The organism is Mycobacterium sp. 29Ha (assembly GCF_032883055.1).
Taxonomy (GTDB): domain Bacteria; phylum Actinomycetota; class Actinomycetes; order Mycobacteriales; family Mycobacteriaceae; genus Mycobacterium; species Mycobacterium gallinarum.
Map to the genome: position 1 here is coordinate 159,964 of NZ_JAMQTI010000011.1, position 25,980 is coordinate 185,943.

Here is a 25,980-nt window from a genome sequence, read left to right on the forward strand (position 1 = left end):
TCGCACGATGGCGGCCATGACCGATCTGTCCGACTACTTCCTTCGCATCGGCTACGCCGGGCCGGCGACGCCGACGCACGAGACGCTGCATGCGCTTGTCGCGGCCCACACCGGCGCGATCCCGTTCGAGAATCTCGATCCGTTGATGGGTATCCCCGTCGCCGATCTCGGCCGGGCCGCGTTGTTCGACAAGCTCGTGGCGCGGCGTCGCGGCGGCTACTGCTACGAGCAGAACGGCGTGATGGGATATGCGCTGGCGGAGTTGGGTTTCGGAGTGCAGCGACTCGGCGGGCGCGTGGTGTGGATGGACAGCTCGGGTGAATTGCCCGCGATGACGCACGAGGCGTTGTCGGTGACCGTGCCCGGTGACGACAGCCCGTGGCTCGTCGACGTCGGCTTCGGAGGACAGACCCTGTCGTCCCCCATTCGGCTCGAGGTCGACACCGTGCAGCCCACCCGGCATGAGCCGTACCGCATTCTCTCCGACGGAGATGGCTACGTGCTACAGGCGCAGATTCGCGGCGACTGGCAGACGCTGTACATGTTCACCGCGCAACCGCGCCCGCGTATCGACCGTGAAGTCGGAAGTTGGTATGTGTCAACGTATCCGCGGTCGACGTTCGTCGTCGGGCTGTCGGTTGCGCTGCTCACCGACGACGCCCGCTGGAATCTGCGTGGCCGCAACCTGGCTATTCACAGCGGCGGGGCCACCGAGCGCATCCGATTCGCAACCGCAGCCGACGTGCTCGACACCCTGACCGACAGGTTCGGGATCGACCTGACCGACCTCGGCGACCGGGTGGACGTCGAAGCACGCGTCAACGCGGTTCTGGACAGCTGACCACGACCTGCCACGGGTCCTCGGCGGCGAGTGCAATCCGCCCGAGTCGCCGCGCGTACTGCGTTGTCGCACCGAAATCGGCGACCCAATTGCGGGCCCGCGTCGTGAACAGCCACAGCCGGTGTTCGACGGTCACGCCGATCGCGCCGTGCAGCTGGTGCGCGATCCTGGTCACCGACTCGACGGCGCGGCCGACGGCGACCTTGGCCACTGTCACCGCGTAATCGGTTGCCGCGCTGTCGAATCCGAAGTCGGTGGCGGCGGTGACGGCCAGATCGGTGGCGGCTCGGGCACGCTCGATCTCACCCGCCATCTCGGCCAGGGAGTGCTGCACCGCCTGGAACTTGGACAGCGGACGGCCGAACTGAACACGCTCGCTGGTATGCCTCACCGTGAGATCTCGGGCGGCTTCGAGTGCGCCGATCACCTGCACGCAACGAGCCCATGCACCACGGCGGGTGAACTCGTCGATTACCTGAGCGTCGAGCACGTCGTGCGCCTGGAACTCGAAGTCGAATGTGCCGCGTGGCTCGCCGGCGAGGTTGTGGCTCGTCGCGGTCGGTTCAGCGGTCACCAGTCCGACGTACAGGCCGTCGGCCGTCTTGGCGGCGACTACCACGGGCGTCGAGTCCGCCCACAGCACATCGTGTGCCGTTCCCGCGACGGTGCCGTCGCGCAAGTCGGCATCTGCCAGCGCGACGGTCAGCGGTCCGGTCTCAGGGACGGTGACGTTGGCCTTGGCCACGAGAAACATTGCCAATAGGTCGGTTTCGGCGATCGGCACCGCTGCCGCACTCCGGGCCAGACCCGTGAGCAGTGTCGCCGCTTCCGCGGGCCCGGCGTCCTCGGTGGACGTCAACCGGCTCAGCCCGGTCTCTTCGAGGTTGCGCCACAGCTTCTCGTCGAATGTGTCGGGGTACGCGGGTCTACCGTGCCGGGCTTCCAACGCGCGCTCACCGATGTCGGCGACGAGTTGTTTAAGTTCGTTCACCGCACACCCAATCCTCGTGCCACCACACCCCGCAGGACCTCGTTGGTGCCGCCGCGCAGCGTGAACAACGGCGAATGCAGTCGAGCGGTGTCCAACAACGCACGCAGGCGCCGGGCGTCCGGGGTTCCACCGTCGTCCACTCGGTCGAGGAGATCGGCGACCAACTCGACGGAGTCCTGCTCGAATCGGGTGCCCAGATCCTTCACCAGGGCGGCGCTGGTCGCCGCGTCCTCACCGGCGGCGAGCGCGCGCGCCACCGAAATCGACAGCTGCCGAAGCGAAATCATCCGGGCCACGAGGTCACCTACCGCCGCCGCGGTGCCGTCGTCGGCATCGTCGGGCAGAGCGCGGATGACGTCGCATATCAAGGTGACCGTCGACAGGATGCGTTCGGGTCCGCTGCGCTCGAAGCCGAGCTCGGAGGTGACCTGCCGCCAGCCGTCGCCGATGCTACCCAGCACGTCGCTATCGGGCACGAACACGTCGTCGAACGTCACCTCGTTGAAGTGATGTTCTCCGCCCATTTGCACGATCGGGTCGATCGTGATGCCCGGGGAGTCCAGCGTCACGAAGAATTGGCTGAACCCGGCGTGCCGATGCTCGGGATCGAGCGGACTGGTGCGGGCCAGCACGACGATCCGCTGCGCGAGATGTGCGCCGCTGGTCCACACCTTGGTGCCGCTCAGCGACCAGCCGCCGTCGACCCGGTCGGCGCGTGTCTTGACCGCGGCCAGGTCGGAACCTGCGTCGTGCTCGCTCATCCCGATCGCCGCATGCAGCCGGCCCTTGGCGATGACCGGCAGAAACTCCCGACGCTGCTCGTCGCTGCCGTAGGACAGCAGCGACGGGGCGAACTGACGATCGGCGAACCAGTGGGCGGCGACGGGCGCGCCGTGAGCCAGCAACTCCTCGGTCACCACATAGCGGTGCAGGTGCCCCAGCCCGTGTCCGCCGTACTCGGTCGGGATGGTCAGGCCGACGAAGCCCGCGTCGGCCAGCCGGGCGGAGAATTCGCCGTCCCACCTGGCCAGCCAGGAGTCGATCGCGGGCTCCCAGCCGAACTTCTCGCGGTCGGCGACGAGAAACTCCCGGATGGCCGATCGTAGTTCGGCCAGCTCCGGGTCATTGGCGCACAGTTCGTCAAATTTGGTCACTGGCTATGACACTAGAGCGTGGCACCGCAGCAGGAATTGTCATGTCCCTGCCAGGGCCGCGGCGACCATACTCGAACATCGTGAGCGAGCCATCCCACCGCGACCGACTGCGCGAGCTGCTCGACGCCGTCGTGGACGCCGACAACACCGACGTTCCGGAGATGGCGCGCAGCAGCTACGCGTCGGAGTTCCACTTCTCCCGGGAGGTGCGACGGCTGACGGGGGAGTCTCCGGCCGCGCTGCGGCGCCGCATCATGCTCGAGCGCGCGGCATGGCGTCTGCACCGGGGCGAGTCCGTATCGGCGGTGGCCGCCGACGAGGGCTGGTCGTCGGCCGAGGTGTTCTCCCGCGCGTTCAGCCGTACCTTCGGGACGCCGCCGTCGCGGGCGGCCGAGATCGGGTTCCGGCTGCCCGCGCCGAACGGACTGCACTTCCATCCCCCACACTCTCTCTGGCTCGACAGCGACGAAAAGTCCGGCGAGACCGAACAACCCGACATCTCGAGGTTGATGGTCGCTCACGACCTGGCCGACACCGCCTACCTCATCGATCAGGCGACCGCGCTGTCCAAAGAGCAGTGGGCAGGCGATATTTCGCCAGCACAGCAGGTGCTCGAATGGGACGGTCCCGAAGCCAGCGTCGGTGCGGTGCTCGGTGCCCTCGTGTGGACCAAGCAGGTGTGGCTGGCGACGATCGAAGGCCGAGATTTTCCCGACCGTGCGGCGACGCAGCCCGACACCTGCACGGCCGAACGGCTGGCCGATCATCACTCGGATATTGCAAAGCGCTGGAGCGCAATGGTTTCGGAGTACTCGGCGGCCGGGCGACTGGGCGATACGGTCATCGACGCGCTATGCGATCCACCGGAGTCGTTTCAGCTCTTCGGGATCGTCGCCCACGTGCTGACCTTCTCCGCGCACCGTCGCGGACTGGCCAGGGCCATGCTCGCCCACCACGGCATCCGCACCGGCCACGGCGACCCGCTCGAATGGATGATGAAGGCACGCGAAAGGTAACGCACATGGCAACCGTCTACTACACCGCGTCCAGCTTGGACGGCTACATCGTCGACGAGTCCGACAGTCTCGACTGGCTGACGTCGCGCGAGATCGATCCCGACGGCCCGTTCGGGTACGACGAGTTCATCAAATCCATCGGGGCACTGGTGATGGGATCGGCGACATACGAGTGGCTGTTGCGCAATCAGCCCGGCGCGTGGCCCTACGAACAGCCGTCGTGGGTGCTGACCCATCGTCGACACATCATCGTCGAGGGACACCCGGTGCAGACGTTCGACGGCGATGTGCGCCAGTTGCATTCGAAGCTCGTCGCCGACGCGGCGGGCAAGGACGTGTGGGTGATGGGCGGCGGAGACGTGGCCGGGCAGTTCGCGGCCGCCGGTCTCATCGACGAGATGATCGTGAGCTATACCCCGTGCTCGTTGGGCGGCGGGTCCCCGGTGCTGCCGATCCGCTCGGAATGGGTGTTGGCGGAGGCGGGGGTCAACGGCGAATTCGTGTGCGCGCGTTGGCGTAAGGCCTAGTGCTTGCCGACGGTGGTTGGATTGTCGGCTCGGCCGACGGAAGGCAGCCCGTAGCGCTGCACGAATTCCCTTGATTTGATCAGGAACTCGAGCTGGGAAGCGACGTCCTTCAGCGGGTCGACACTGCGCGTCGACCGGCACAGCACGACGGCACCCTCCAGGGATGCGATGCAGGTGATCGCCAAGGAGGCGGCATCGAGTTCGGTGAAGCCGTCGGACATGAAGGCGCGGGTGAGTGCGTCGCGCCAGAGGCTGAAGATGCGGCCCGCGACCGTGGTGAGCTGTGGCTCGTCCTCGGCCGAGCCGATCGCGGCGGCGACCACCGGACAGCCAGCGGTGAAATTGCTCTCGACGAGCAGTTCCTCCCAGAACACGACGAATTTTCTGACCAGGAACATGCCCCCGTTGGCGGCGGCTTCATCGATGACCTCGGTGATGGCTTCACCGGCGTACTGCAGGGCCTCGGCGAGGATCTGATTTCGGCCGCCGGGGAAGTGGTGGTACACCGACCCCCGGGGTGCGCCGCTGCGGGCCAGCACCTCGTCGATCGTGACGCCTGCAGCGCCACGCTCACGCAACACCTCGGCGGCACTGACCAACATGGCGGTGCGGCTGGATCCGCGTTTGGTGGCGGGCTTGGTCATGCTGGGAGACAGAACAAACCTCCGAGAAAGATCATGCGGCGCTGGACTGCGGAAGCTGCGACTGGCGCCAGCCGAGCTTGCGCGAGCTCAAGCGGACGAACGGTCGCCGGGCGTGCACTTCGTGGACGAATCGACGGCCAGCGACATTGATCTCAATGATCCACATGGCGTGCCTCCCTGCCTATGACAAGCATCATAAAAGAGAGAACACACGAACGCGAGAATTATATTCCGTGTCACAGCCCGATCGCCGGTAACAGCAGGTGAACTCGTATATAGCCTGGCCACGAATGCGTAGGCCGATCAAACGACGGTGTCGGTGATTATGGTCTACAGCATAATTTCGCCGCGTCGCTCACTCCGCGGGGGTGTAGCCGAACGGCAGCAGGATGCTCTTGGGCTCGACGTACGCTTCGATGCCTTCGGGTCCGTTCTCGCGGCCGACGCCGGAGTTCTTGTAGCCGCCGAACGGGGCGCAGGGATCGAATGCGTACATGTTGACCGCGTAGGTGCCGGTGCGGATCTTGTTGGCGATCTCGACCGCCTTCTTGTTGTCCGTCGTCCACACGCTGCCGGCGAGGCCGTACACCGAATCGTTGGCGATCCGGATGGCGTCCTCTTCGGTCTCGTAGGGGATCACCGCCAGGACGGGTCCGAAGATCTCCTCCTGCGCGATCGTCATCGAGTTGTCGACGTCGGCGAAGACCGTCGGCTGGACGAACCAGCCGCTGTCCAGGCCCTCGGGACGGCCGCCGCCGGTGACGATGCGCGCGCCTTCGTCGACGCCCTTCTTGATGTAACCCTCGACGCGCTCACGCTGCTTCTCGGAGATCAGCGGGCCGATCGCGGCGTTCGGGTCGTCGGGCAGGCCGACGGGCATGGCGGCGATGAAGTTCGAAAGCTTCTCGACAACTTCGTCGTACCGGGAGCGCGGCGCGAGGATGCGGGTCTGCGCGACACACGCCTGTCCGCTGTTCATCACACCGGAGAACCCGAGCATCGGAAGCGTGGCGTCCAGGTCGGCGTCCTCGAGGATGATGGCCGCCGACTTGCCGCCGAGCTCCAGCGTGCACGGCTTGAGCTTCTCGGCGGCGATCTTGGCGATCTCCTTGCCGACGGCGGAACTGCCGGTGAACGTGAACTTGTCCAGCTCCGGGTTTGACGTCAGCGCGCGCCCGGTCTCCGGGCCGCCGGGGACGATCGACAGCACACCCTCGGGAAGGCCTGCCTCAGCGAAGATCTCGGCCATCGCGAACACCGAGAGCGGCGTCTCCGCGGCGGGCTTGAGCACCACGGTGCAGCCCGCCAGGAAGGCCGGGCCCAGCTTGTTCGCCGCGAGGAAGAACGGAACGTTCCATGCGGTGACGGCGCCGACGACACCGATCGGCTCGCGCACGACCAGCGTCTGACCGTAGACACCGTCGCGGATGTCGCGCCAGGGGAACTTGTCGGCTGCGCCCGCGTAGTACTGGAACGCCGACATGGCGGCCCCGTACTGCATCATGTCGACGATCGTCTGCGGCTGGCCGGTCTCGGCGGCGAGCAGGTACTTGAGTTCGTCGGCGCGCGCTTCCATGCCCTTGATGGCGGCGGCGAGGATCGCGGCGCGCTCCTCCGGCTTCATGTGGGGCCAGGGGCCCTCGTCGAAAGCCTTGCGCGCGGCCGCGCATGCCGCGTTGACGTCAGCTTCCACGGCGAGGGGAACCTTGCCCACCACCTCGCCGGTAGCGGGTGAGCGCACCTCGATGACCTCCGAGGAGGCCGGCTCGACCCACTTGCCGCCGATGAAGAGCTTGTCCCATTCGGTCTTAAAAGCGACGGTCTGTGTCATGCCCGTCACATTACCTACGAACCCGGAAAAGTAGAACCTGTTGCAGTCGGCGGCCGCAGGACCAGCATCACATTGCTGACCAGGAACTCCCGCAGCACCGGAACCCGCACCATCCACCACGCCCATCGTGGGTGGTAGCGGGGGAATGCGGTGAGCAGCGCGCCGGTAGAGGCCGCCCATTGCAGTCCGTCGGCGGCCGAGACGGCGAACAGTGACGAGCCGTAGTTGTTCTTCGGCCAATGGCCGTGCTTTCGGGTGTATCGCCTCGCGGCACGCTGCCCGCCGAGGTAGTGCCACAAGCCGGTCTCGTGGCCGCCGAATGGGCCCAGCCACACCGTGTACGACAGCACCACCAGTCCGCCCGGTTTCGTGACGCGCAGCATCTCGTTGCCCAATCGCCACGGCTCGGCGACGTGCTCTGCGACGTTGGAGGACAGGCAGACGTCGACGCTGTCGTCGCCGAACGGTAGCGCGGTGCCCGACGCCCGCACGTAAATGGCGGTGCCGGCGTTGTCGGCGGGTCCGGCGTGCATCTCTGTGGGATCGGGCTCGACCCCGATATAGGTGAAACCCTCGCGGGCGAACGCGGCCGCGAAGTAGCCCGGTCCGCCACCGACATCGAGCACAACCTGTCCGGTCGGCGCGAGCCCGCGCCCGGCCCGCCACAGGTCACCGACCAGCGCCGCGGTGTCCTCGGCGAGCGCACCGTAGAAGCGTGCCGGATCGGACTGCTCGAAGCGGAACTCCCGCAGTAACCGCACCGACCTCGACAGCGTTGCCCGACGGGCGAAAAGGTCGGTGACGGCCATCCAGGCCACCCTAGCCAGCGTCTAGGGTGGACGGGATGTCTGACCGAGGTGTTCGCTCCGTGCTGCTGTTGTGCTGGCGCGACACCGGGCACCCGCAGGGCGGCGGCAGCGAGACGTATCTACAGCGCATCGGGGCCCACTTGGCCGCATCCGGCGTCGACGTGACCCTGCGGACCGCGCGCTATCCGGGTTCGGCGCGGCGCGAGATCGTCGACGGAGTGCGGGTGAGCCGCGGCGGTGGCTCCTACTCCATCTACATCTGGGCGGGGCTGTCGATGGTGCTCGCCCGCATCGGGCTGGGCCCGCTGCGCAAGGTCGGCCCAGATGTGGTGATCGACTCGCAGAACGGGATTCCGTTCCTGGCCCGGCTCGCCTACGGCCGACGCGTCGCCGTCCTCGTCCACCACTGCCACCGTGAGCAGTGGCCCGTCGCCGGACCGATGATGGGACGCTTCGGCTGGTTCGTGGAGTCGAAGCTGTCGCCGTGGCTGCACCGCCGCAATCAGTACGTCACGGTGTCACTGCCGTCGGCGCGGGATCTGGCCGCGCTCGGTGTACAGCCCGACCGGATCGCGGTGGTGCGCAACGGTCTCGATGAGGCCCCCGCAGCCACCCTGACCGCGCCGCGGTCGGCGACGCCGAGGGTGGTGGTGCTGTCCCGTCTGGTGCCGCACAAGCAGATCGAGGATGCGCTCGAGGCGATCGCCGAATTGCGCCCGCGCATTCCGGAGGTTCATCTGGACGTCCTCGGCGGCGGCTGGTGGGAGCAGCGTCTGGTCGAGCACGCCGAGCTGCTCGGCATCTCCGACGCGGTGACGTTCCACGGACACGTCGATGAGCACACCAAACACGATGTGCTGCAGCGCAGTTGGGTTCACGTCCTGCCATCCCGCAAAGAGGGCTGGGCGCTTGCCGTGATCGAGGCCGGCCAGCACGGTGTGCCGACCATCGGCTACCGATCCTCGGGCGGGCTGACCGATTCGATCGTCGACGGGGTCACCGGACTGCTCGTCGACGATCACGGCGGTCTCGTCGACCGACTCGATCGGCTGTTGACCGATCCGGTGTTGCGCGACCAACTCGGCGCCAAGGCCGCGGTCCGCAGCGGCGAATTCTCGTGGGCGCAAAGCGCCGATGCGATGCGCACGCTGCTGGAGTCTATGCTGGCCGGCCGGATGGTCAGCGGCGTCGTCTAGCCCTCGCGGCGAGCCCCGCCAGCCCACCGAACAGCAGCAGCGCCAGCCACGCGAGATGCGCGGCCAGCACGACGCCGCGCCCCTGTGCGTGAGGCAGGTCGCCGCCAACGTGGTAAAGGGTGATGTCGTCGTCGTGATACGCGACCGGTAGCGCCAAAGTATCTGCGGCACCGCTGGATTCGACGACCACCCAGCCGACGCCGGCGTCGGCCAACTGGTCGCGATCGGCACCGTCCACCAACATCTGCTGCACGGCGCGGGCCCGTTCACCCTCACCGGGCACCGTGCGGCCGCCGATCGTCAGGTCGCCCGTCGACAGCACGTCCGCGCGCACCCACCGGGGCAACGGGTCGAGCACCGGCGCATCGCCCGCCCACTCGAAACGCCGCATGCTGTCGACCGGGAGGACGGCAACCGGCCGCGGGTCGTCGTTGATCATTGCCGTTGCCGTCGCCCACCCCGCGGGGTAACGCACCGGTGCGACCTTGCCGCCCACTCCCCACGCAAGATCGGGCAGCGTCGCGATGAGCGCGGCACAGCAGATCAGCGCAGTCGCTGCGGACGGAAGTCTCGGAAGTCCCCAAAGTCCCTGCCGCAGTGTGACGACCGCGGCGGCACCCGCGAGCGCGTAGCCGGGAACCGCCAACGCCACCCACTTCTGCCCGTCGCGCAGCACACCGAGTCCGGGCAGTGCTCGTACCGTCGCCTCGACGGCCGCCAAACCCGGTCCGGTCGCCATGAGCGCGGGCACCACCACCGCGAGTCCGGCCAAGCACAACAGCGGCACCGCCGTGCGGGTGCGGATCGCCACGGGCAACCCCAGCGCCACGATGCCGAGTAGGACAACCGCTGCGATGACAGCGAAAAGCGTTGTGCGCGAGGCTGGTACGGCCTCGCTGTTCCAGATCCCGCCGAGGCTGGCCAGCGTCCCGAACGTGCCGAGCCCGGGTTCGGCTCGCGCGGCGAACGCCGCCACGCCCTCGGCCTGCGACGGCGCCAACGACCTCGCCACGACCGCAGCCGCCAGCCACGGCAGCGCCGCGATCAACGCGGTGCAAAGCGCGACCGCTGCGCACCGCCACCGTGGCCACCCCGTTCCCGGCGCAAACACACACGCCGTGGCCACGCTCGCGGCGAGCATCAGCCCCGTCGGCGTCAGCCCGGCCAGTGCGATCCAGAACACGAGCGCGCCCACATCGGTCCAACCTGGTTCCGGCTCGCGCAGGCGCAGCATCGCGGTCGCCACCCACGGCAGGCAGCCATAGCCGACGATCAGGCTCCAGTGCCCCTGCAGCAGACGTTCGGCGACGTAGGGATTCCAGATCGCCAGCGTCGCCGCAACGCACTGGCCGGCCATCCCCGCTCCGGTTGAATTGCCGGCACCGCCGGCGGAGGGCAGGACCACGGCCGCCAACCGCGCCGCTCCCCAGCCGGCCAGCCACAGACCGACAATCACCAGCAATTTGACCACCACGCCGCCGTCGACCACCGTCGATGCCAGCGCCACCGCGAAATCCTGCGGCAGCGCCCGCGGTGCGGCCTCGGCGAGCCCCAGCGCCGCATCCGACAGATATGAGCGTGGGGTGGACACCGCATCGCGAAGCAGCAGATAACCCGGCGCCAACAGCGGCGCGTTCACCGCCAGGGACAGCACCAGCGCATACGCCGGGGCGATCAGCGATCGCGCCCGTACGGGCACCGTGAAACGCGCGGTCAGACCGGTCTGTCCGGCGGCAGATCGGTCGGCTTCTGTGCAGGCAGCTTCTCGGTCTTGGCCTCGGCGCCCGGCACCTTCATCCCCTGCGTGTCGAAGAAGCTGTGATCGGCCTCGTCGAGTCCGGGATCAATGAGGGCGGATTCCGCCCGCAGGCTGAACGATCCCAGCAGCGCACCGCCGACCAGTGACACCAGGCCGATGGCGATGAAGGTGATCGGCAGGATGCGCCCCCACAGCCCCACCCGGTCCCGCTCCTCTCTGGCGCTGGCGACCTGGGACTCTATGGTCTCCTCGTTGTAGGCAACCTTGAAGTCGACGAAGGTCACTTCAGGCTTGAGCGGCTCACGTGCGTAGTAGTGGTAGCCGTGGTTCTCTTTCTTGACGATGGTGCCCGACACCGGATCCACCCAGAAGGTGCGCTGCGCGGCGTAATAGCGCGACATCGTGATCCGCTCGTCGGGTTCGCCGGGGACACCCCACATCGCGGCGGAGGCGGTGACCTCGCTGTCGGCGTCGTCGTCGAGCAGTGACGCGTACTTGATCGGCTCGACGAGCTTTCCGTCGGAGTCGTAGCCGACGTTCTGGCTGAACCGGTACGTCGTCAGCCCGTTGACGTCTTCCTCGCCGTCGTAGTTGGCGTCGAACGGCTTCTGCGCGATCGGGTCGAATACGGAGTATGTCCGTTTCTCGGTGTCGAACGGGAACCGGTACGTAAGCCCCTCGTGCGGCAGCGCGATATTGGTCGGCGGCTGGTCATCGTCGATGGCACGCGGCTTCTGGACCGCGCCGCCGGGATTGCTTTCGCTCGAGACCGCTTCGGCCGTCTCGCGGTTCACCGTGACGGTGTCGACCATCGCGAGCAGCAGGCCGTCGTCCTTCTGCTTGTCGGTGCGGCGCAGCGTGCTGCCGACCTGCAAAGTCACCACGTCCGCGTTCGACGGCGCCTCGACGGAGACCTGCTCCTGCAGCGCCAGCGGCACGTCACGGTCGACGACGAACTTCTCCCGGTTCAGCGAAGCGGGATCGAACGCCGTCCCGGTGCCATCACTGATCAGTGTCGCGTCCAGGTTCAGCGGAACCTTCGCGATCTTCCCGAGGGTATAGGTCGACAGCAAGAGCGCGGCGATCAACAAGCCAGCGCCCAGCCCCATAATGCCGCAAGCCGCGATACGGAGCGCCACTGCGCGGTTCAAACCGTGCCTCCTTCACCTGCGGGAGTCCCGCAAACCCGTTCGACCCTAACAGCACAAGTTAAGTTGGATGTTTACTCCGAGTGCAGCCAACCATGAGCGGCCCGAGTACCCGTATTCAGCGGCTTTCGCTCCTCCCGGCACACTGTTTGTCGTGACGGATTCCAGCACTGAGTCCGGCGGCGCCGAAAACGCCGTCGGCGGAACGCGCGGATTCCTGCCCGCCGTCGAGGGCATGCGGGCCTGCGCGGCGGTCGGCGTCGTCGTCACCCACGTCGCCTTCCAGACCGGTCACACCGGCGGCATCACCGGCCGGTTCTTCGGCAGATTCGACCTGGCGGTCGCGGTGTTCTTCGCGCTCTCGGGCTTCCTGCTGTGGCGTGGTCACGCCGCCGCAGCCCGCGGTCTGCGGCCCAAGCCGCCGACGGGTCACTACCTGCGGTCACGGATCGTGCGCATCATGCCCGGCTATCTGGTTGCGGTCGTGGTGATCCTCACGTTGCTGCCGGAGGCCAAGGCCGACCTGACGGTTTGGCTGGCGAACCTGACGCTGACTCAGATATATGTGCCGCTGACGCTGACCGCCGGCCTCACCCAGATGTGGAGCCTGTCGGTCGAAGTGGCGTTCTATCTCGCGCTGCCGCTCCTGGCGCTGCTGGCGCGACGCCTGCCGGTGCGGGCCCGGATCCCGGCCATCGCGGCGACGGCGGTGGCCAGCTTCGCCTGGGCTTTACTGGTTGGGGCCAGCCCTGTCTCCGCGCCATACGGCGTCAACCCGCTGAACTGGCCGCCCGCGTTCTTCTCCTGGTTCGCCGCGGGCATGCTGCTGGCCGAGTTGACGGTGACGCCAGTTGGGTGGGCGCACCGGCTGGCCAGGAGGCGCGTGCTGATGGCAGGCATCGCGGTGGTTGCTTTCGCGGTGGCCGCGTCACCGATCGCCGGTCCCGAGGGGCTCACGCCGGGCACGGTGAGCCAGTTCATCGTGAAAACGGCGATGGGTGCGGTCGTCGCCGGCGCCTTGATCGCCCCGCTGGTGCTCGACCGGCCCGACACCTCACACCGCCTGCTGGGCAGCGCGACGATGGTGACGCTCGGCCGATGGTCCTACGGCCTGTTCGTCTGGCACCTCGCGGCGCTGGCGATGGTGTTCCCCGTCATCGGCGAGTTCGCGTTCAACGGGCACATGCCGATCGTGCTCGTGCTGACGGTGGTGTTCGGGTTCGCCATCGCGGCCGTGAGCTACGCGCTGGTCGAGTCGCCGTGCCGAAACGCGTTGCGGCGCTGGGAGCGACGAAACGATCCGACGCCCCTCGATAGCTCGGTCACCGATGTGACGGAGCCTGCCGCCGCGCGATGACCTCGTCGCGTACCGCGGAGCGGCGGGCTTTTCCGGCATCGTCGCGCAGTGGGGTATCGCTGAACTCCACCGTGTGCGGCAGCTTGTACCCCGCGACGCGCTCGCTCAGAAACGCGATGACGGCACCCTCGTCAAGGTCGTTGCCCTGCACGATCGCATGCGGCACCTGCCCCAGATCCTCATGCGGTACGCCGACCACCAGACAGGACAACACATCCGGGTGTGCCGACAGCGCCGACTCGATCTCCGCGGGGTAGACGTTGCGTCCACCGACGGTGAACATGTCCACGCGGCGGTCGTTGAGGTAGAGGAAGCCGTCCTCGTCGAAATAGCCGAGATCGCCCAGCGAATCCCAGCCGTCGCGTTGTTTCGCGGTGGCGCCGATGTAGCGGTACGTCGGCGAGGTTCCCGGTGAGCGCCGCATGTAGATCTCGCCGGTCACACCGGGCGGGCACTGGTTCCCGTCGTCGTCGAGCACCTTCATCTCACCGGCGACCACCACGCCGACCGACCCCGGGTGAGTCAGCCACTGATCGCCGGAGATGAACGTCAGCGCCTGTAACTCGGTGCCGCCGTACAGTTCCCAGATCACTTCGGGTCCAAGGATGTCGATCCACGCCTGCTTGATTACCGGCGGGCACGGCGCGGCCAGGTGCCAGAACCGCCGGATCGACGACAGGTCATACGCATCTCTGCCCGCTTCCAAAGCGGCCCGGTAGACCGGGAGCAGGCGTTGCATGATCGTCGGCACCGTCGCCAAGAACGTGACACGGTGTTCGGTGACCAGCTGCAGGAACTCGTGCGGGTCGAACCGCGGCATGAGCACCAGATGATGCCCCTGCACCAGGCCGATCGTGAAGGTGGTGAACCCCGTGTTGTGTGACAGCGGCACCGAGACGAGGTTGACGTCGCCTTCCTGCGCGCCCAACGGGTGGCCGGCCGCAGCAGGGAAGCGGGTGTCGCCGCCGGCCTCGATCAGCTTGGGCCTGCCGGTGCTCCCACCGGACGCCATGGCCTTGAAGACCGGTGACACCGCCTCAGGCAACGGCGCGTCGGAAACCGATTCGTCGGGCGCGAAATCGGCTGCCAGGCTGGGCGTCACGCCGTTGGGGTCCTCGCGTCCGACCAGCAGGGCCAGCGGTCGCAGCTCCAGCAGCGCAGCCAACTCGATGTCGGGCAGGCGTGCGGACAACGGCTGCGGCACCGCACCCAGCTTCCAGCACGCCATCACCGCTTTAACCCACTCAATCGAGTTGGGCAGCACGATCGTGACGTAATCGCCCTGTCCGACACCAAGTTCGGCGTAGGCGCGCGCGAGCCGGTTAGTCGACGCGTCCAGCTCGCGGCGCGTGATCGTGCGGCCCGCGCACGTGACCGCAGGTGCGTCCGGATCTGATTCGGCGAGGGCGGAGAACTGCGTCGGGATGGGTGGAACCGGCGACGGCTGCGCCATCAGTAGGCGCCCTGCGCTTCAAAGATCCGGCGCGGGTTGTCGACGAGCATCGTGGTCAGCTGTTCGTCGGTGACCCCGCGCTCTTTCAGCGCCGGGATCACGTCGTTGTGGATGTGCAGGTAATGCCAGTTCGGCATCACGACCGGCACCATGTCCTCCGGCAACCAATCCATGAGGCAGGCGGCGTCGTGAGAGAGCACCATCTTGTCGGCATGACCGCGTTCGCACATCTGCGCGACGGTGTTGACGCGCTCCTCGAAACCGAGGAAGACGTCGACGCCGAACCGGTCCATGCCGATGTAGGAGCCCGCCTCGATGAGCTCGGTGAGGTAGCCCAGGTCGGTCGAGTCGCCGGAGTGGCCGATGACGACGCGCGACAGGTCCACGCCTTCCTCGGCGAAGATCGCTTGCTGTTCGAGACCGCGGCGGGTGGCAGCGTGAGTGTGCGTCGAGATCGGCACACCCGTGCGTCGGTGTGCCTGCGCGACCGCGCGCAACACCCGCTCCACTCCGGGCGTCACTCCCGGTTCGTCGGTGGCGCACTTGAGGATCGCGGCCTTGATGCTGGTGCCCGCAATTCCGTTCTCGATGTCGCTGACGAACATGTCGACCATCGGCTCACCCAGCGGCGTCTCGGGTCCGCTGAAGTGGAAATACATCGGCACGTCGTTGTATGTGTAGACGCCGGTGGCCACCACGATGTTGAGGTCGGTCTGTTCGGCGATCTGCGCGATGCGCGGAATGTATCGACCGAGCCCGATGACGGTGAGGTCCACGATGGTGTCGACGCCGCGCGCTTTGAGTTCGTTGAGTCGCGTGACCGCGTCGGCCTGACGCTTGGCCTCATCGCCCCAGACTTCGGGGAAGTTGTTGTGGATCTCCGGAGACAGCACGAAGACGTGTTCGTGCATGAGCGTGACCCCCAGGTCGGTGGTCGCGATTTCTCCCCGGGCGGTATTCAGCTGCGGCACATAGCCGATGCTAGGGCTCGGCGGTGTCCGTGGCTGTGAAACGGGTGCGATCGTCGGGCACGACGGACGCGGCCAGCATCGCCACCGAGACGAGAGCAAGCAGCTGCACCCCGACGGAGTGACCGACGTATCCGTCGACCGATCGCCACGGGTACTGGCTCAGGATGGCCCCCGCCAGGATCAGCCCGCCCGCGGTCGTCGTGACCGTGACGGCGTCGCAGAGGCGTTCGCGGTTGCGCAGCAAATACCGCAAACCCACAGCGACACCGACGACGATGACGCCCGTAACCCCGGAGATCAGCGCCCCGACCGCAAGGACCGCAGCACTTGTCGGCCACCTGCCCGGCCGCCACACGCGCGCGGGCTCCTGGGGTTCGGTGCGACGGCGCGCCGGGACGAAGGCCAGCAGCAAGAGCAAAGGCAGCAGGGCGAGACCGCCGATGAGCCCGGCCCGGTAGAGGGCATTCGACGGAAACGTGAGTGTGACGGGCCCTTCGGTGCCCGGCGGCAGCACCCAGCCCTGCTGCCAGCCGTTGACCTTGACCGGTATCAGCGCGGTGCCGTCGGCGCGGTGCGCGATCCAGCCGGGGTTCACGCTTTCCGGGACGACCAGCACCCGCGACGCGTTGGACGCCGGCACATTCACCTCGCGGTGATCGGCGCTCCACGCGTCGATTTGCGCGGGAACCGTTGCCGCCGAACGGATCCGATCCGCGAGCGGTCCGTCGAGCTGGACGCCGTCGGCGGTGAACGCGGCGCCGGGGCTGATCAGCAGCTCCTGCTGGCCAACGGGCAGCCGGATCGGCCCAGCCTGGCACGGCTGCGCCGTCACCGGCTCGCCGTCGAGCAGCGCACCGACCGTCGTGCTGATCGACGTCTGGATGAACTGACCGGCGACACCGATGATGGGGCCACGGCCGCACGGTAGTTCGATCATCCGCGCACGGTTGCGTTCGGCGTCGGCCGCCGCGATCGGGGCACCCCGCGCGTCCAGGGCCGTCACCTCCGCCAACCCGGGAGGCTTGAGCTGATCGAACCCGAGCGCCGTGCGGTCGATGATGTCGTCCCAGTCGAGGATCGACACCTTCACCGTGTCGGTCACGCGGGGTTTGAGGTCAAGGGTCTGCGCGCCGGCGTCGCCGGCGAGCCTGCGCACCTGCGGTCCATCGCCGAGGTCGACGGCCACCAGCGTCGGATGGGCAGGAAGCTCAGACGAACTGGGCGTCACCCGGACGGCGGCCACCTCGCGGCGGCTGGGCAATCTCAGCGTCAAGGTGGGCGGCGACTTGTGTTGTACGACGCCTTGACGCGCGGTCCACGCCGTATCCGGGTCGCCGTCCGCGGCGGCATACGCCGAACCGAGCACGTCGATCGGGTCCGCGTCTCCGGTGGCGATCGCAGTGCCGGGTGCCCGCACCAGGTCGGCGAGGTTGGGACCCTGACGTGCCCGCACCCACACGGTCGGCGTCACGGCCATCGGCTCCGGCACCGTCAGTGTGCGGCTCAGGTTCACCGGTTCCTCCGGTGACAGAGCCATGGTCGCGGCGCACCGAATGCCGTCGGGGCTCTGCGCACAGCCCGACCTGCCCAGCAGTTCTGATCCCAGATCCCATTGCGCCACAGCAGAATCCGCGGGTGGCCCGGGGACAGCCACCGTGTGCCGGAGGTCGACGGGGTGGGCGAACCCGTTCGCGTCGTACTGGGTGACGGCGAAATCGGTGATGCCGAACTGGACGCCCGGCGACCCGTCCTCGGTGGCGACGGCGGTGATACGCACCCACGGCGACTCGCCGTACGGCAGCGCCGCGGTCAACGGCTTACCCGCTTCATCGAAGCGCAGTGTGCTGGTGCCGTTGACGGTCGATATCTCGATGCGGCGTACCTGCGAGCCGACCGCGGTGGCGCTCGGGGTGACCGTGATGGTCGCGTTGGTGACCGGATGATCGAAGTCGACCTGAAGCCACTGGCCGATCGCCGACTGCAACGCGTTGGACACCCAGCTCGTCGACGAATCGGCGTCGACGGCGGCGGCTGGGCCGGTCGCGGGTGCGACGTTGGGAAGGGCGGTCGAATCCGACGCCGAACTCGACACCGAGACCCGGCCGCCGGACCACTGGCCGTAGACCGTCTCGGCGTCTGGGGTCGGATAGTCCATCACACGGTTGAATGTGTTGCGGGGATCGTCGGGAGTCCGGATCGCCGACGAGTGGTCGTCGACGCGTCCGTAGTCGGTTTCCCGCGCGAGCGGGGTGTCGGTGACGACGACACCGGTCCCCGCAGGCACGGACAGACCGGCTTGCTGCGCATCCGCCGTCAGCAGCATGGGCCCCAGCGGTGGCTGCCCCAGGAGGCGGCGACGCTCGTCGAGGCGTAGCAGGACCTCGGGTGCGCCGTCGACGCGCGCCATCGCATCGGAGTCGGCCAGGTAGGGCGTCACCGGAACCGCGGGCGTGACCGGGTTCACCCGGTAGATCTCCACCGCGGGATAGCGCGGTCGCAGACCACTGTCGGTGATGAAGCCCGGCAGTGTGCCGGGCCCGACCGGGTCGCCGAACGCGGCGACCCGCTGCAGCCCCGGCGAACCGTCGATCGCGCGATGCACCAATACCGGCCGAGCCGATCGCGACGCCTCCGGATCGAGGTCGTTGCGGACCACGACAAACGAGATACCTTGCCGGGCAAGGGTATCTGCCAATCCGGCGGACGGTCTTCCGGCCGCGAACAGGCGTTGTACGGAGTCCAGGGCGCGAATGGTCTCCGGCGGCGTCAAGGGGATCGAGTCCCGCACTCCCCACGCGCTGTCGCCCAGCACCTGCAGCGGTTCGTCGTGGCTGCTGCCCCACACCTGAGTGGCGAACGGGGCGCCCGGCGCCACCAGCACCCGCCCGGAATCGTTGTGCTCGTCGAGCCAGTCGGCGGTCTCGTGCCAGTACTGCGGGATCGCGTCGAACGCCCCCGGTGGGGTGAGCCGACCCGTCCAGGCCAGCGACGTCGCAGCCATCACTGCCACCAGCACGACGACGCCGACCGCCACCCGCTTGTCGCGTTCGGGGTGGGCGAACGCATCCCGCCACACCGCGCGCGGTGCGCTGCCCGGCAGCGGGATGCGGCCAAGCAGGTGCGCGAGACCGAGCGTGATCGGCAGCCGCAGCAGCGGTTCGAGTTTGTGAATGTTGCGCAGCGGAGTGCCGTCCGCATCGAGGAAGGCTTGAACCGCATGGGCCATGGGCGATCCCAGTCCGCCCGAGTATCCGAGCGCGAGCACCGTGACGCCGGCGAGCAGGATGGTGATCAGACGTCCGCGGGCCGGCATGGACCGCATCGCCAGGCCCGCCAGACCGGCAGCGGCAACCAGCGTCGTCGCGAGCACCGCCACCGAACCCGTCACCAGCGAGGCGCCCGCCGTCGCGTTCGGCGCGACGAACGGGGTCCACACGTCGGTGCCGCGCAACATCTCGGTCAGCGACATCCACCGCGTCGTCACTCCGGAGGATTCGATGAAGTCGAGGAACGGCGGGCTGATCCGGCCGAGCAACGCCAGCGCGACCACCCACCACGTCACCGCGAGCACGATGCACAGCGCCCACCAACCGGTGAAGCGCCACCACAACCGGTTCGGTTTGTGACAGACCAGCCATATCGCCGCGACCAGGCATGCGGTCAGCGTTGCGACGGCGTTGACCGCGCCCATCAACGCGATGGCCACCGCCGACCGCGCAGCCAGCACCCGAACACCGCCGGTGCTTGTTCCCACCCCTCCGGACCCGCCCGTGCTTGTTCCCACCCCTCCGGACCCGCCCGTGCTTATTCCCACCCCTCCGGACCCGCCCGTGCCGCGCAGGGCCAGAATCACCGGCAACAGCACCCACGGCGCCAGCATTATGGGCAGCGTCTCCGACGAGATCGCACCGATGGTGGTCAGGACCCGGGGGGACAGCGCGAACGCGACTGCGGCGATCACGCGGGAGGTGGCGCTGCCGATGCCGAGCGCTTCGGCGATACGTAGGAGGCCCCAGAATCCGACGACCAGCAGCAGCGCCCACCACAGCCGCTGGACCACCCAGCCAGGCAGTCCGAGCAGGTCCCCGGCGAGGAAGAAGGTGCCGTGCGGGAACAGATAGCCGTAGGCCTGGTTCTGGGCCTGGCCGAACGGCAGCTCGCTGTTCCAGAGATTGAAGGCGCGGGACAGGAACCGCAGGGGGTTCGCGGTCAGGTCGAGCTTCGTGTCAGGGGAGATCTGTCCGGGTGACTGCGCGAACGACAGAACCAGCGCCGCCGCAGCGGCCACCCACAACCAGCGCCGCGACAGGGGCGCGAAATTAACTTCGGTCGCCGTACTCAACCCTGTTGAGCACCGACGACGCCGGATCGCCTGCCTGCAGCGGCGGCTTGCTGTCCTGCTGCACCATCAGCGTCACCCCGAATACGGCGGCCGCACCCAGCAGCAGGCCGACAACGATGCTGGCCGCGGCGGGCACGAGAAACCGATCCATCCGGCCAAAGTAGCAGACAATGTCGGCGTGCCCGCCGACGAGCGTGCGCCCTGCGCAGAACCGGCCGAGGACGTCGTCGACCTGGTCTGCGGCCACGTCGACGAGATCAGGCGCGCGGTGAACGGAGCTGGCTGCAGGACCGGGGGATCGAATGCGGCTTCGTTTCCTACTAGGGTCGGGGCCCATGGTCTCAATTGGTTCGGGGTTGCGCGGGCTGTGCGCCGCCGTGGCGTTGCCCGTGCTCGTGTCCGCGTGCTCGACGGCGGCGGATCAGGAGGTCCCGCATCCGGAGATGGCGGCGACGGCGGTGCCGCAGGCGCCGGTACTGGTCCCCGCCCCGGCGTGCGGCCAGGGGCCGGAGCTGCTGTCGCAGATCTCGACCCGCGACAAGCTCGCGCAGCTGTTGATGGTCGGCGTCACCAACGCGGCCGACGCTCGAGCGGTGGTCGAGAGCCAGCACGTCGGCGGGATCATGATCGGCAGCTGGACCGACCTGTCGATGGTCACCGACGGCTCGCTGGTCGACATCGCGAACTCGGCGGCGCCGCTGCCGCTGGCGGTGAGCGTCGACGAAGAGGGTGGCCGGGTTTCGCGGCTGTCTGCGGTGATCGGCACCCAGCCGCCGGCACGAGAGCTGGCGCGGACCCAGACACCCGAGCAGGTGTATGCTATTGCGCTGCAACGTGGTCAGGCGATGCGGAGCAAGGGCATCACGATCGACTTTGCGCCGGTGGTGGATATCTCGAACGCCCCGGACGACACCGCGATCGGCGACCGCTCCTTCGGATCGGACCCCGCCGTGGTCACCGACTACGCCGGCGCCTACGCGCGCGGCCTGCGCGACGCGGGAATGCTGCCGGTGCTCAAGCACTTCCCGGGGCACGGGAGCGGTTCCGGGGACTCCCACACCGGCAGTGTCACCGCGCCTCCGATCGGTGATCTGCAGAACGCAGACCTGGTTCCGTATCGCACCCTCAACGCTCAGTTGCCGGTCGGAGTGATGGTCGGCCACATGCAGGTTCCCGGACTCACCGGCAACGAACCGGCCAGCCTGAGCCCGAGCGCGTATGCGCTGCTGCGCTCCGGCGAATACGGTGGCCCGCCGTTCAACGGACCCGTCTTCACCGACGACCTCTCCTCGATGCGGGCCATCTCGGATCGCTTCGGGGTCGCCGAGGCGGCGCTGCGCGGATTGCAGGCCGGCGCCGACGCCGCGTTGTGGGTGACGACGGGCGAGGTGCCTGCCGTGCTGGACCGGTTGGAAAAGGCGGTCTCGACAGGCGAGTTGTCGATGCCTCAGGTCGACGCGTCGGTCCTGCGGATGGCTGCCGTCAAAGGGCCACATCAGCGGTGCTGATATTTGGCCGGAGTCGCGCTGCTGACCCCGCGAGTTCGCCCATTGCTTACTCTTGAGTAATGGCAGGTGGAACGAAACGGTTGCCGCGCGCGGTGCGTGAGCAACAAATGCTCGACGCCGCCGTGCAGATTTTCTCGGTCAACGGCTACCACGAGACGTCGATGGATGCTATCGCCGCCGAAGCCAAGATCTCCAAACCCATGCTGTACCTCTACTACGGCTCCAAAGAGGAACTGTTCGGTGCGTGCCTGAACCGCGAGCTGTCCCGATTCGTCGAAGATGTGCGCGACAAGATCGATTTCACGCAGAGCCCGAAAGACCTGCTGCGCAACGCTGTTCTGGCGTTTCTCACCTACATCGACACCAGCCGGGCGTCGTGGATGGTGCTTTACAGCCAGGCCACCAGTTCTCAGGCGTTCGCTCATACCGTGCGCGAGGGCCGCGAGCGGATCATCGACCTCGTCGGTCGACTCCTGCGGGCGGGCACGCGCCATCCGGAGCCCGAGACCGACTTCGACATGATGGCCGTCGCGCTGGTGGGTGCCGGCGAAGCCATCGCCGCGCGCGTCAGCACCGGCGATGCCTCGGTGGACGAAGCCGCGGAACTGATGATCAACCTGTTCTGGACGGGTCTGAAGGGTAAGCAGTCCGAGAAGGACGCGACGGCGATCAGCGCCAGCTAGGCGTCATCAGCACGACCATTACAGCGCTGTCACCGAACCCAGCAGATGGGGATCGCCCTTGGTGGCGTGGCGCAGCGCCAGCTCCCAGCCGTCGGTTTGCCGCTCGACGTAAAGGTTTGCCCGCGCAGGCAACACCACCGGCTTGACGAACCGCACCGAGTACTTCACCGCGTCGGGCAGTTGACCCTCGATATTCGCCAGAACCGCTGCTGCACTGAACATTCCGTGTGCGATCACCGTCGGAAAGCCGAACAGCTTGGCCGCGATCGGGTTGGTGTGAATCGGGTTGTGGTCCCCGCCGACGGATGCGTAGTGCCTTATCTGGCCCGGCGTGATGCGCAGCACCGCGTTCGGGGGACCCAACTTCGGTTGCTTCTGCGGCGGCGGCTTCGGCTCGTCGGAGAGGCTGGTCTTCTGCTGATGCAGGAAGGTCGTCACCTGATGCCATGCGGTCTCGTTGCCGACGTTCACCTCGGTGATGATGTCGACGAGCAGGCCGCGACGGTGCTCACGCAGGTTCTCTGCGTGTACCTTGACCGACACGGAGTCGGTCACCGCGATCGGGCGGTGCTGCGTGATGTGGTTCTCGATGTGCACCGAACCCAAGGCGGCGAAAGGGAAGTCGAAGCCGGTGACCAACGACATGACGGTCGGAAACGTCAGTGCGAACGGATAGGTCAGCGGCACGGTGTCGCCGAATCGCAGCCCGGTCACCGCGGCGTAGGCCGCCACGTTCGCGCTGTCGATCGGCAGATCCTCGACGGTCAGGGTACGGTCCGGCAGCGACTCGTCGCGCGGGATGAACGGCAGCGCACCCACGGCCGCGCGGAGCATGTTGTTCATCGCGCTCACGCCCCCAGCATGGCCTGGCCGCATACCCGGATCGTGTTGCCCGTGACGGCATTCGATGCGGGGCTGGCGAAGTAGGCGATGGTCTCGGCGACGTCGACCGGCTGGCCGCCCTGATACAGCGAGTTGAGCCGGCGGCCCACCTCGCGCGTGGCCAGCGGGATGGCCTCGGTCATCTTGGTTTCGATGAAGCCGGGCGCGACGGCGTTGACGGTGATGCCCTTGTCGGCATACTCGGCGGACAGCGCGTCGGTCAGCCCGATCATGCCCGCCTTCGTGGCGGCGTAGTTCGTCTGGCCGCGGTTGCCCGCGATGCCGGCCATCGACGACAACCCGACGACCCTACCGCCCTCGCCGATCGTCCCGTTGTCCACCAAGCCTTCGGTAAGGCGAAGCGGGGCAAGGAGATTGACGGCCACGACGGCGTCCCAGCGGCCTTCGTCCATGTTGGCGAGGAGCTTGTCGCGGGTGATGCCCGCATTGTTGACGAGGATGTCCAGGCGGGAGCCGTGGTAGTGCTCGCGCAGGTGTTCGGCAATGCGGTCCACCGCATCGTCGGCCGTGACATCGAGCGTGAGCGCGGTCGCGCCGACCTTCGCGGCGACGTTTCCGAGGTCCTCGTGGGAACCTTCGACGTCGACGGCGATCACGCTGGCACCGTCACGTGCGAACACCTCGGCGATGGTGGCACCGATACCGCGCGCCGCACCGGTGACCAAGGCGATCTTGCCGTCGAGCGGGCGATCCCAGTCTGCTGGCGGTGCGGAATCGTCGGCACCGACCCGGAACACCTGCCCGTCGACATAGGCGGACTTTCCCGATAGCAGGAACCGCAGCGTCGACTCGAGGCCGGTCGCGGCGGGCTTCGCCTCGGCTGCCAGGTACACGAGGTTCACGGTGGCGCCGCGCCGCATCTCCTTGCCGAGTGAGCGCGTGAACCCCTCGAGCGCGCGCTGCGCAATCCGTTCACCGACGCTGCCGGTGTCCTCGGGGGTGGTCCCGATGACGACGACGCGTCCCGACGGTCCGAGGTTGCGAAGCAGCGGCGTGAAGAACTTGTACAAGCCTTTGAGGTCGACGGGTGCGGTGATGCCGGTGGCGTCGTACACCAGCCCGCCGAACGAGTCGGCCCAGCGGCCACCGAGGTTGTTGGAGACGACGTCGTAGTCCTCGGACAGCGCAGTCCGCAGCGGTTCGACCACCCGGCCACCGCCGGCTGAGCCGGCAATCGAGCCGGAGCCGCCGATCAGCAGCGTGCCTGCGAGTGGCGGATCGCCGGCCCGGTAGCGGCGCAGCGTCTCGGGCTGCGGGATGCCGAGCTGCTTGGCGAGGAACGATCCGGGCGTCGAGTGGACGAGTTGCGAGTACAGATCGGTAGCCATGGGGACGAACTTACTCCAGAGTAAGAAGGGTGGGTACTATGGGTCTCATGGCTAGTGATACCCGTCGACGGGTCGCGATTCTCGGTGGCAACAGAATTCCCTTCGCACGCTCGGACGGCGCGTACGCCAACGCGTCCAACCAGGACATGTTCACCGCCGCGCTGGACGGCCTGATCGACAGGTACAACCTGGCGGGCGAGACGCTGGGTGCGGTGATCGGCGGCGCGGTGCTCAAGCACAGCCGCGACTTCAACCTGATGCGCGAGTGCGTCCTCGGCAGCTCGCTGTCGGCGTACACGCCGGCGTTCGACATTCAGCAGGCGTGCGGGACGGGATTGCAGGCCACCATCGCCGCCGCCGACGGCGTCGCCGCGGGCCGCTACGAGGTCGCGGCGGCCGGGGGTGTTGATACCGCCTCCGACGCTCCGATCGCGTTCGGCGACGACCTGCGACGGGTACTGCTGGGGCTGCGACGTTCGAAGTCCAACGTCGACCGCCTCAAGCTGGTCGGCAAGCTGCCCGCGTCGCTCGGTGTGGAGATCCCAGTCAACAGCGAGCCGCGCACGGGGCTGTCGATGGGTGAGCACGCCGCGATCACCGCAAAGAAGATGGGCGTCAAGCGTGTCGATCAGGACGAGCTGGCGGCGGCCAGCCACCGGAACATGTCCGCCGCCTACGACCGCGGGTTCTTCGACGACCTCGTCACCGGATTCCTCGGCGTCTACCGCGACAACAATCTGCGCGCCGATTCGTCGGCCGAGAAGCTGGCCAAGCTCAAGCCGGTGTTCGGCGTGAAGGCCGGTGACGCGACGATGACGGCGGGCAACTCGACCCCGTTGACCGACGGCGCCTCGGTGGCGCTGCTGGGCACCGACGAGTGGGCGTCCGCTCGCGGAATCGAGCCGCTGGCGTACTTCGTCGACGGCGAAACCGCGGCGGTCGACTACGTCAACGGTGATGACGGCCTGTTGATGGCGCCCACCTACGCGGTGCCTCGGCTGTTGGCGCGAAACGGCCTGAGCCTCAGCGACTTCGACTTCTACGAGATTCACGAGGCGTTCGCCTCTGTGGTCCTCGCCACACTGGCGGCGTGGGAGTCCGAGGAGTATTGCAAAGAGCGGCTCGGTCTCGACCAGGCACTGGGCAGCATCGACAGGTCCAAGCTCAACGTCAACGGATCGTCGCTGGCAGCAGGCCATCCATTCGCCGCGACCGGCGGTCGGATCGTTGCGCAGCTGGCCAAGCAATTGGCCGAAAAGAAGAAGCAGACGGGCGGGCCGGTCCGCGGTTTGATCTCGATCTGCGCAGCTGGCGGCCAGGGCGTGGCGGCGATTCTCGAGGCCTGAGAAGTATTTCGGTGAAGGCTGTAACGGCTGCGTAAGAGGCGTCGATAGACCGGATAGCTCCGTGTTGGCGTCTGACCCCCCGACCCGACGTCAGCACGGGGCTCTTAATCCATTTCTCCCGCGAGTGTGGGCTTGTGGCACGTCCAACAGCCTTAGAGCGTGCGGGTAACCCA

22 protein-coding genes are annotated in these 25,980 nt (G+C 67.6%); 8 read left to right on the plus strand and 14 right to left on the minus strand.

Going from position 1 to position 25,980, the window contains the following annotated elements; all coding sequences use genetic code 11:
- Window positions 1-16 precede the first annotated feature (16 nt).
- Window positions 17-841 carry an arylamine N-acetyltransferase family protein gene (locus M1248_RS16430; RefSeq protein ID WP_163733608.1) on the plus strand — a complete coding sequence of 275 codons (825 nt, stop codon included), beginning with the start codon at window positions 17-19 and terminating at the stop codon, window positions 839-841.
- Here M1248_RS16430 and M1248_RS16435 read toward each other — a convergent pair.
- On the minus strand, window positions 819-1,832 hold the full coding sequence (locus tag M1248_RS16435; protein ID WP_163733611.1) for an acyl-CoA dehydrogenase family protein: 1,014 nt from the start codon (window positions 1,830-1,832) through the stop codon (window positions 819-821). The genes M1248_RS16430 and M1248_RS16435 overlap by 23 nt on opposite strands.
- The gene (locus M1248_RS16440; RefSeq protein WP_317149074.1) at window positions 1,829-2,986 is read right to left on the minus strand and encodes an acyl-CoA dehydrogenase family protein; all 1,158 of its coding nucleotides are present in this window, start codon (window positions 2,984-2,986) and stop codon (window positions 1,829-1,831) included. Before M1248_RS16440 ends, M1248_RS16435 begins: the two co-directional genes overlap by 4 nt.
- A 41-nt stretch (window positions 2,987-3,027) precedes the next feature.
- On the opposite strand from M1248_RS16440, the gene M1248_RS16445 reads away from it, so the two are divergent.
- Window positions 3,028-4,002, plus strand: coding sequence for a helix-turn-helix domain-containing protein (locus tag M1248_RS16445; protein ID WP_163733617.1), 975 nt, complete (start codon window positions 3,028-3,030; stop codon window positions 4,000-4,002).
- Window positions 4,003-4,007: 5 nt separating this feature from the next.
- Window positions 4,008-4,529 carry a dihydrofolate reductase family protein gene (locus tag M1248_RS16450; protein ID WP_163733621.1) on the plus strand — a complete coding sequence of 174 codons (522 nt, stop codon included), beginning with the start codon at window positions 4,008-4,010 and terminating at the stop codon, window positions 4,527-4,529.
- Here the strand turns inward: M1248_RS16450 and M1248_RS16455 are convergent.
- From M1248_RS16455 to M1248_RS16470, 4 genes are all read right to left on the minus strand, one after another.
- The gene (locus M1248_RS16455) at window positions 4,526-5,173 is read right to left on the minus strand and encodes a TetR/AcrR family transcriptional regulator (protein ID WP_317149075.1); all 648 of its coding nucleotides are present in this window, start codon (window positions 5,171-5,173) and stop codon (window positions 4,526-4,528) included. The genes M1248_RS16450 and M1248_RS16455 overlap by 4 nt on opposite strands.
- Window positions 5,174-5,204: 31 nt before the next feature.
- Window positions 5,205-5,339 carry a hypothetical protein gene (locus M1248_RS16460; protein ID WP_317149076.1) on the minus strand — a complete coding sequence of 45 codons (135 nt, stop codon included), beginning with the start codon at window positions 5,337-5,339 and terminating at the stop codon, window positions 5,205-5,207.
- Between the two features lie 189 nt (window positions 5,340-5,528).
- The gene (locus M1248_RS16465; protein ID WP_317149077.1) at window positions 5,529-7,004 is read right to left on the minus strand and encodes an aldehyde dehydrogenase; all 1,476 of its coding nucleotides are present in this window, start codon (window positions 7,002-7,004) and stop codon (window positions 5,529-5,531) included.
- 14 nt (window positions 7,005-7,018) lie between these two features.
- The gene (locus tag M1248_RS16470) at window positions 7,019-7,813 is read right to left on the minus strand and encodes a class I SAM-dependent methyltransferase (RefSeq protein WP_163733628.1); all 795 of its coding nucleotides are present in this window, start codon (window positions 7,811-7,813) and stop codon (window positions 7,019-7,021) included.
- 35 nt (window positions 7,814-7,848) lie between these two features.
- Here M1248_RS16470 and M1248_RS16475 point away from each other — a divergent pair, with 35 nt between their 5' ends.
- Window positions 7,849-9,009: a glycosyltransferase family 4 protein gene (locus M1248_RS16475; protein WP_317149078.1), complete on the plus strand. Its 1,161-nt coding sequence runs from the start codon at window positions 7,849-7,851 to the stop codon at window positions 9,007-9,009.
- Here M1248_RS16475 and M1248_RS16480 read toward each other — a convergent pair.
- Together M1248_RS16480 and M1248_RS16485 are read right to left on the minus strand one after the other, a co-directional pair.
- Window positions 8,993-10,684, minus strand: a complete 1,692-nt coding sequence (locus M1248_RS16480) for a hypothetical protein (RefSeq protein WP_317149107.1) — start codon at window positions 10,682-10,684, stop codon at window positions 8,993-8,995. The genes M1248_RS16475 and M1248_RS16480 overlap by 17 nt on opposite strands.
- A 38-nt stretch (window positions 10,685-10,722) precedes the next feature.
- Window positions 10,723-11,919: a DUF3068 domain-containing protein gene (locus M1248_RS16485; RefSeq protein ID WP_163733632.1), complete on the minus strand. Its 1,197-nt coding sequence runs from the start codon at window positions 11,917-11,919 to the stop codon at window positions 10,723-10,725.
- A 232-nt stretch (window positions 11,920-12,151) separates the two neighbouring features.
- On the opposite strand from M1248_RS16485, the gene M1248_RS16490 reads away from it, so the two are divergent.
- Entirely contained in the window at window positions 12,152-13,273 is a 1,122-nt protein-coding gene (locus M1248_RS16490; RefSeq protein ID WP_232076679.1) for an acyltransferase family protein, read from the plus strand.
- Here the strand turns inward: M1248_RS16490 and M1248_RS16495 are convergent.
- The 4 genes from M1248_RS16495 to M1248_RS16510 are packed head-to-tail and all read right to left on the minus strand — an operon-like array spanning window position 13,239 to window position 20,190.
- The gene (locus tag M1248_RS16495; protein WP_317149079.1) at window positions 13,239-14,726 is read right to left on the minus strand and encodes an AMP-binding protein; all 1,488 of its coding nucleotides are present in this window, start codon (window positions 14,724-14,726) and stop codon (window positions 13,239-13,241) included. The genes M1248_RS16490 and M1248_RS16495 overlap by 35 nt on opposite strands.
- Window positions 14,726-15,697 (minus strand): phosphotriesterase-related protein, encoded by a 972-nt coding sequence (locus M1248_RS16500; RefSeq protein ID WP_317149080.1) that lies wholly within the window; start codon window positions 15,695-15,697, stop codon window positions 14,726-14,728. Before M1248_RS16500 ends, M1248_RS16495 begins: the two co-directional genes overlap by 1 nt.
- A 10-nt stretch (window positions 15,698-15,707) precedes the next feature.
- Window positions 15,708-20,039 (minus strand): alpha-(1->3)-arabinofuranosyltransferase family protein, encoded by a 4,332-nt coding sequence (locus M1248_RS16505; RefSeq protein WP_317149081.1) that lies wholly within the window; start codon window positions 20,037-20,039, stop codon window positions 15,708-15,710.
- Complete coding sequence (locus M1248_RS16510; RefSeq protein WP_083128208.1) at window positions 20,017-20,190, minus strand: DUF2613 domain-containing protein; 174 nt, start codon at window positions 20,188-20,190, stop codon at window positions 20,017-20,019. Before M1248_RS16510 ends, M1248_RS16505 begins: the two co-directional genes overlap by 23 nt.
- A 184-nt stretch (window positions 20,191-20,374) precedes the next feature.
- On the opposite strand from M1248_RS16510, the gene M1248_RS16515 reads away from it, so the two are divergent.
- Both M1248_RS16515 and M1248_RS16520 read left to right on the plus strand, forming a co-directional pair.
- Entirely contained in the window at window positions 20,375-21,547 is a 1,173-nt protein-coding gene (locus tag M1248_RS16515) for a glycoside hydrolase family 3 N-terminal domain-containing protein (RefSeq protein WP_317149082.1), read from the plus strand.
- Window positions 21,548-21,606: 59 nt separating this feature from the next.
- Complete coding sequence (locus M1248_RS16520) at window positions 21,607-22,230, plus strand: TetR/AcrR family transcriptional regulator (protein WP_317149083.1); 624 nt, start codon at window positions 21,607-21,609, stop codon at window positions 22,228-22,230.
- An 18-nt stretch (window positions 22,231-22,248) separates the two neighbouring features.
- Here M1248_RS16520 and M1248_RS16525 read toward each other — a convergent pair whose 3' ends face one another.
- Both M1248_RS16525 and M1248_RS16530 read right to left on the minus strand, forming a co-directional pair.
- Window positions 22,249-23,073 carry a MaoC/PaaZ C-terminal domain-containing protein gene (locus M1248_RS16525; RefSeq protein ID WP_163738061.1) on the minus strand — a complete coding sequence of 275 codons (825 nt, stop codon included), beginning with the start codon at window positions 23,071-23,073 and terminating at the stop codon, window positions 22,249-22,251.
- A gap of 5 nt (window positions 23,074-23,078) precedes the next feature.
- Window positions 23,079-24,461, minus strand: coding sequence for a 3-oxoacyl-ACP reductase (locus M1248_RS16530; protein WP_163733651.1), 1,383 nt, complete (start codon window positions 24,459-24,461; stop codon window positions 23,079-23,081).
- A 38-nt stretch (window positions 24,462-24,499) separates the two neighbouring features.
- Between M1248_RS16530 and M1248_RS16535 the strand changes: the two genes are divergently transcribed.
- Complete coding sequence (locus M1248_RS16535) at window positions 24,500-25,807, plus strand: acetyl-CoA C-acetyltransferase (protein ID WP_317149084.1); 1,308 nt, start codon at window positions 24,500-24,502, stop codon at window positions 25,805-25,807.
- The last annotated feature ends 173 nt before the right edge of the window (window positions 25,808-25,980 follow it).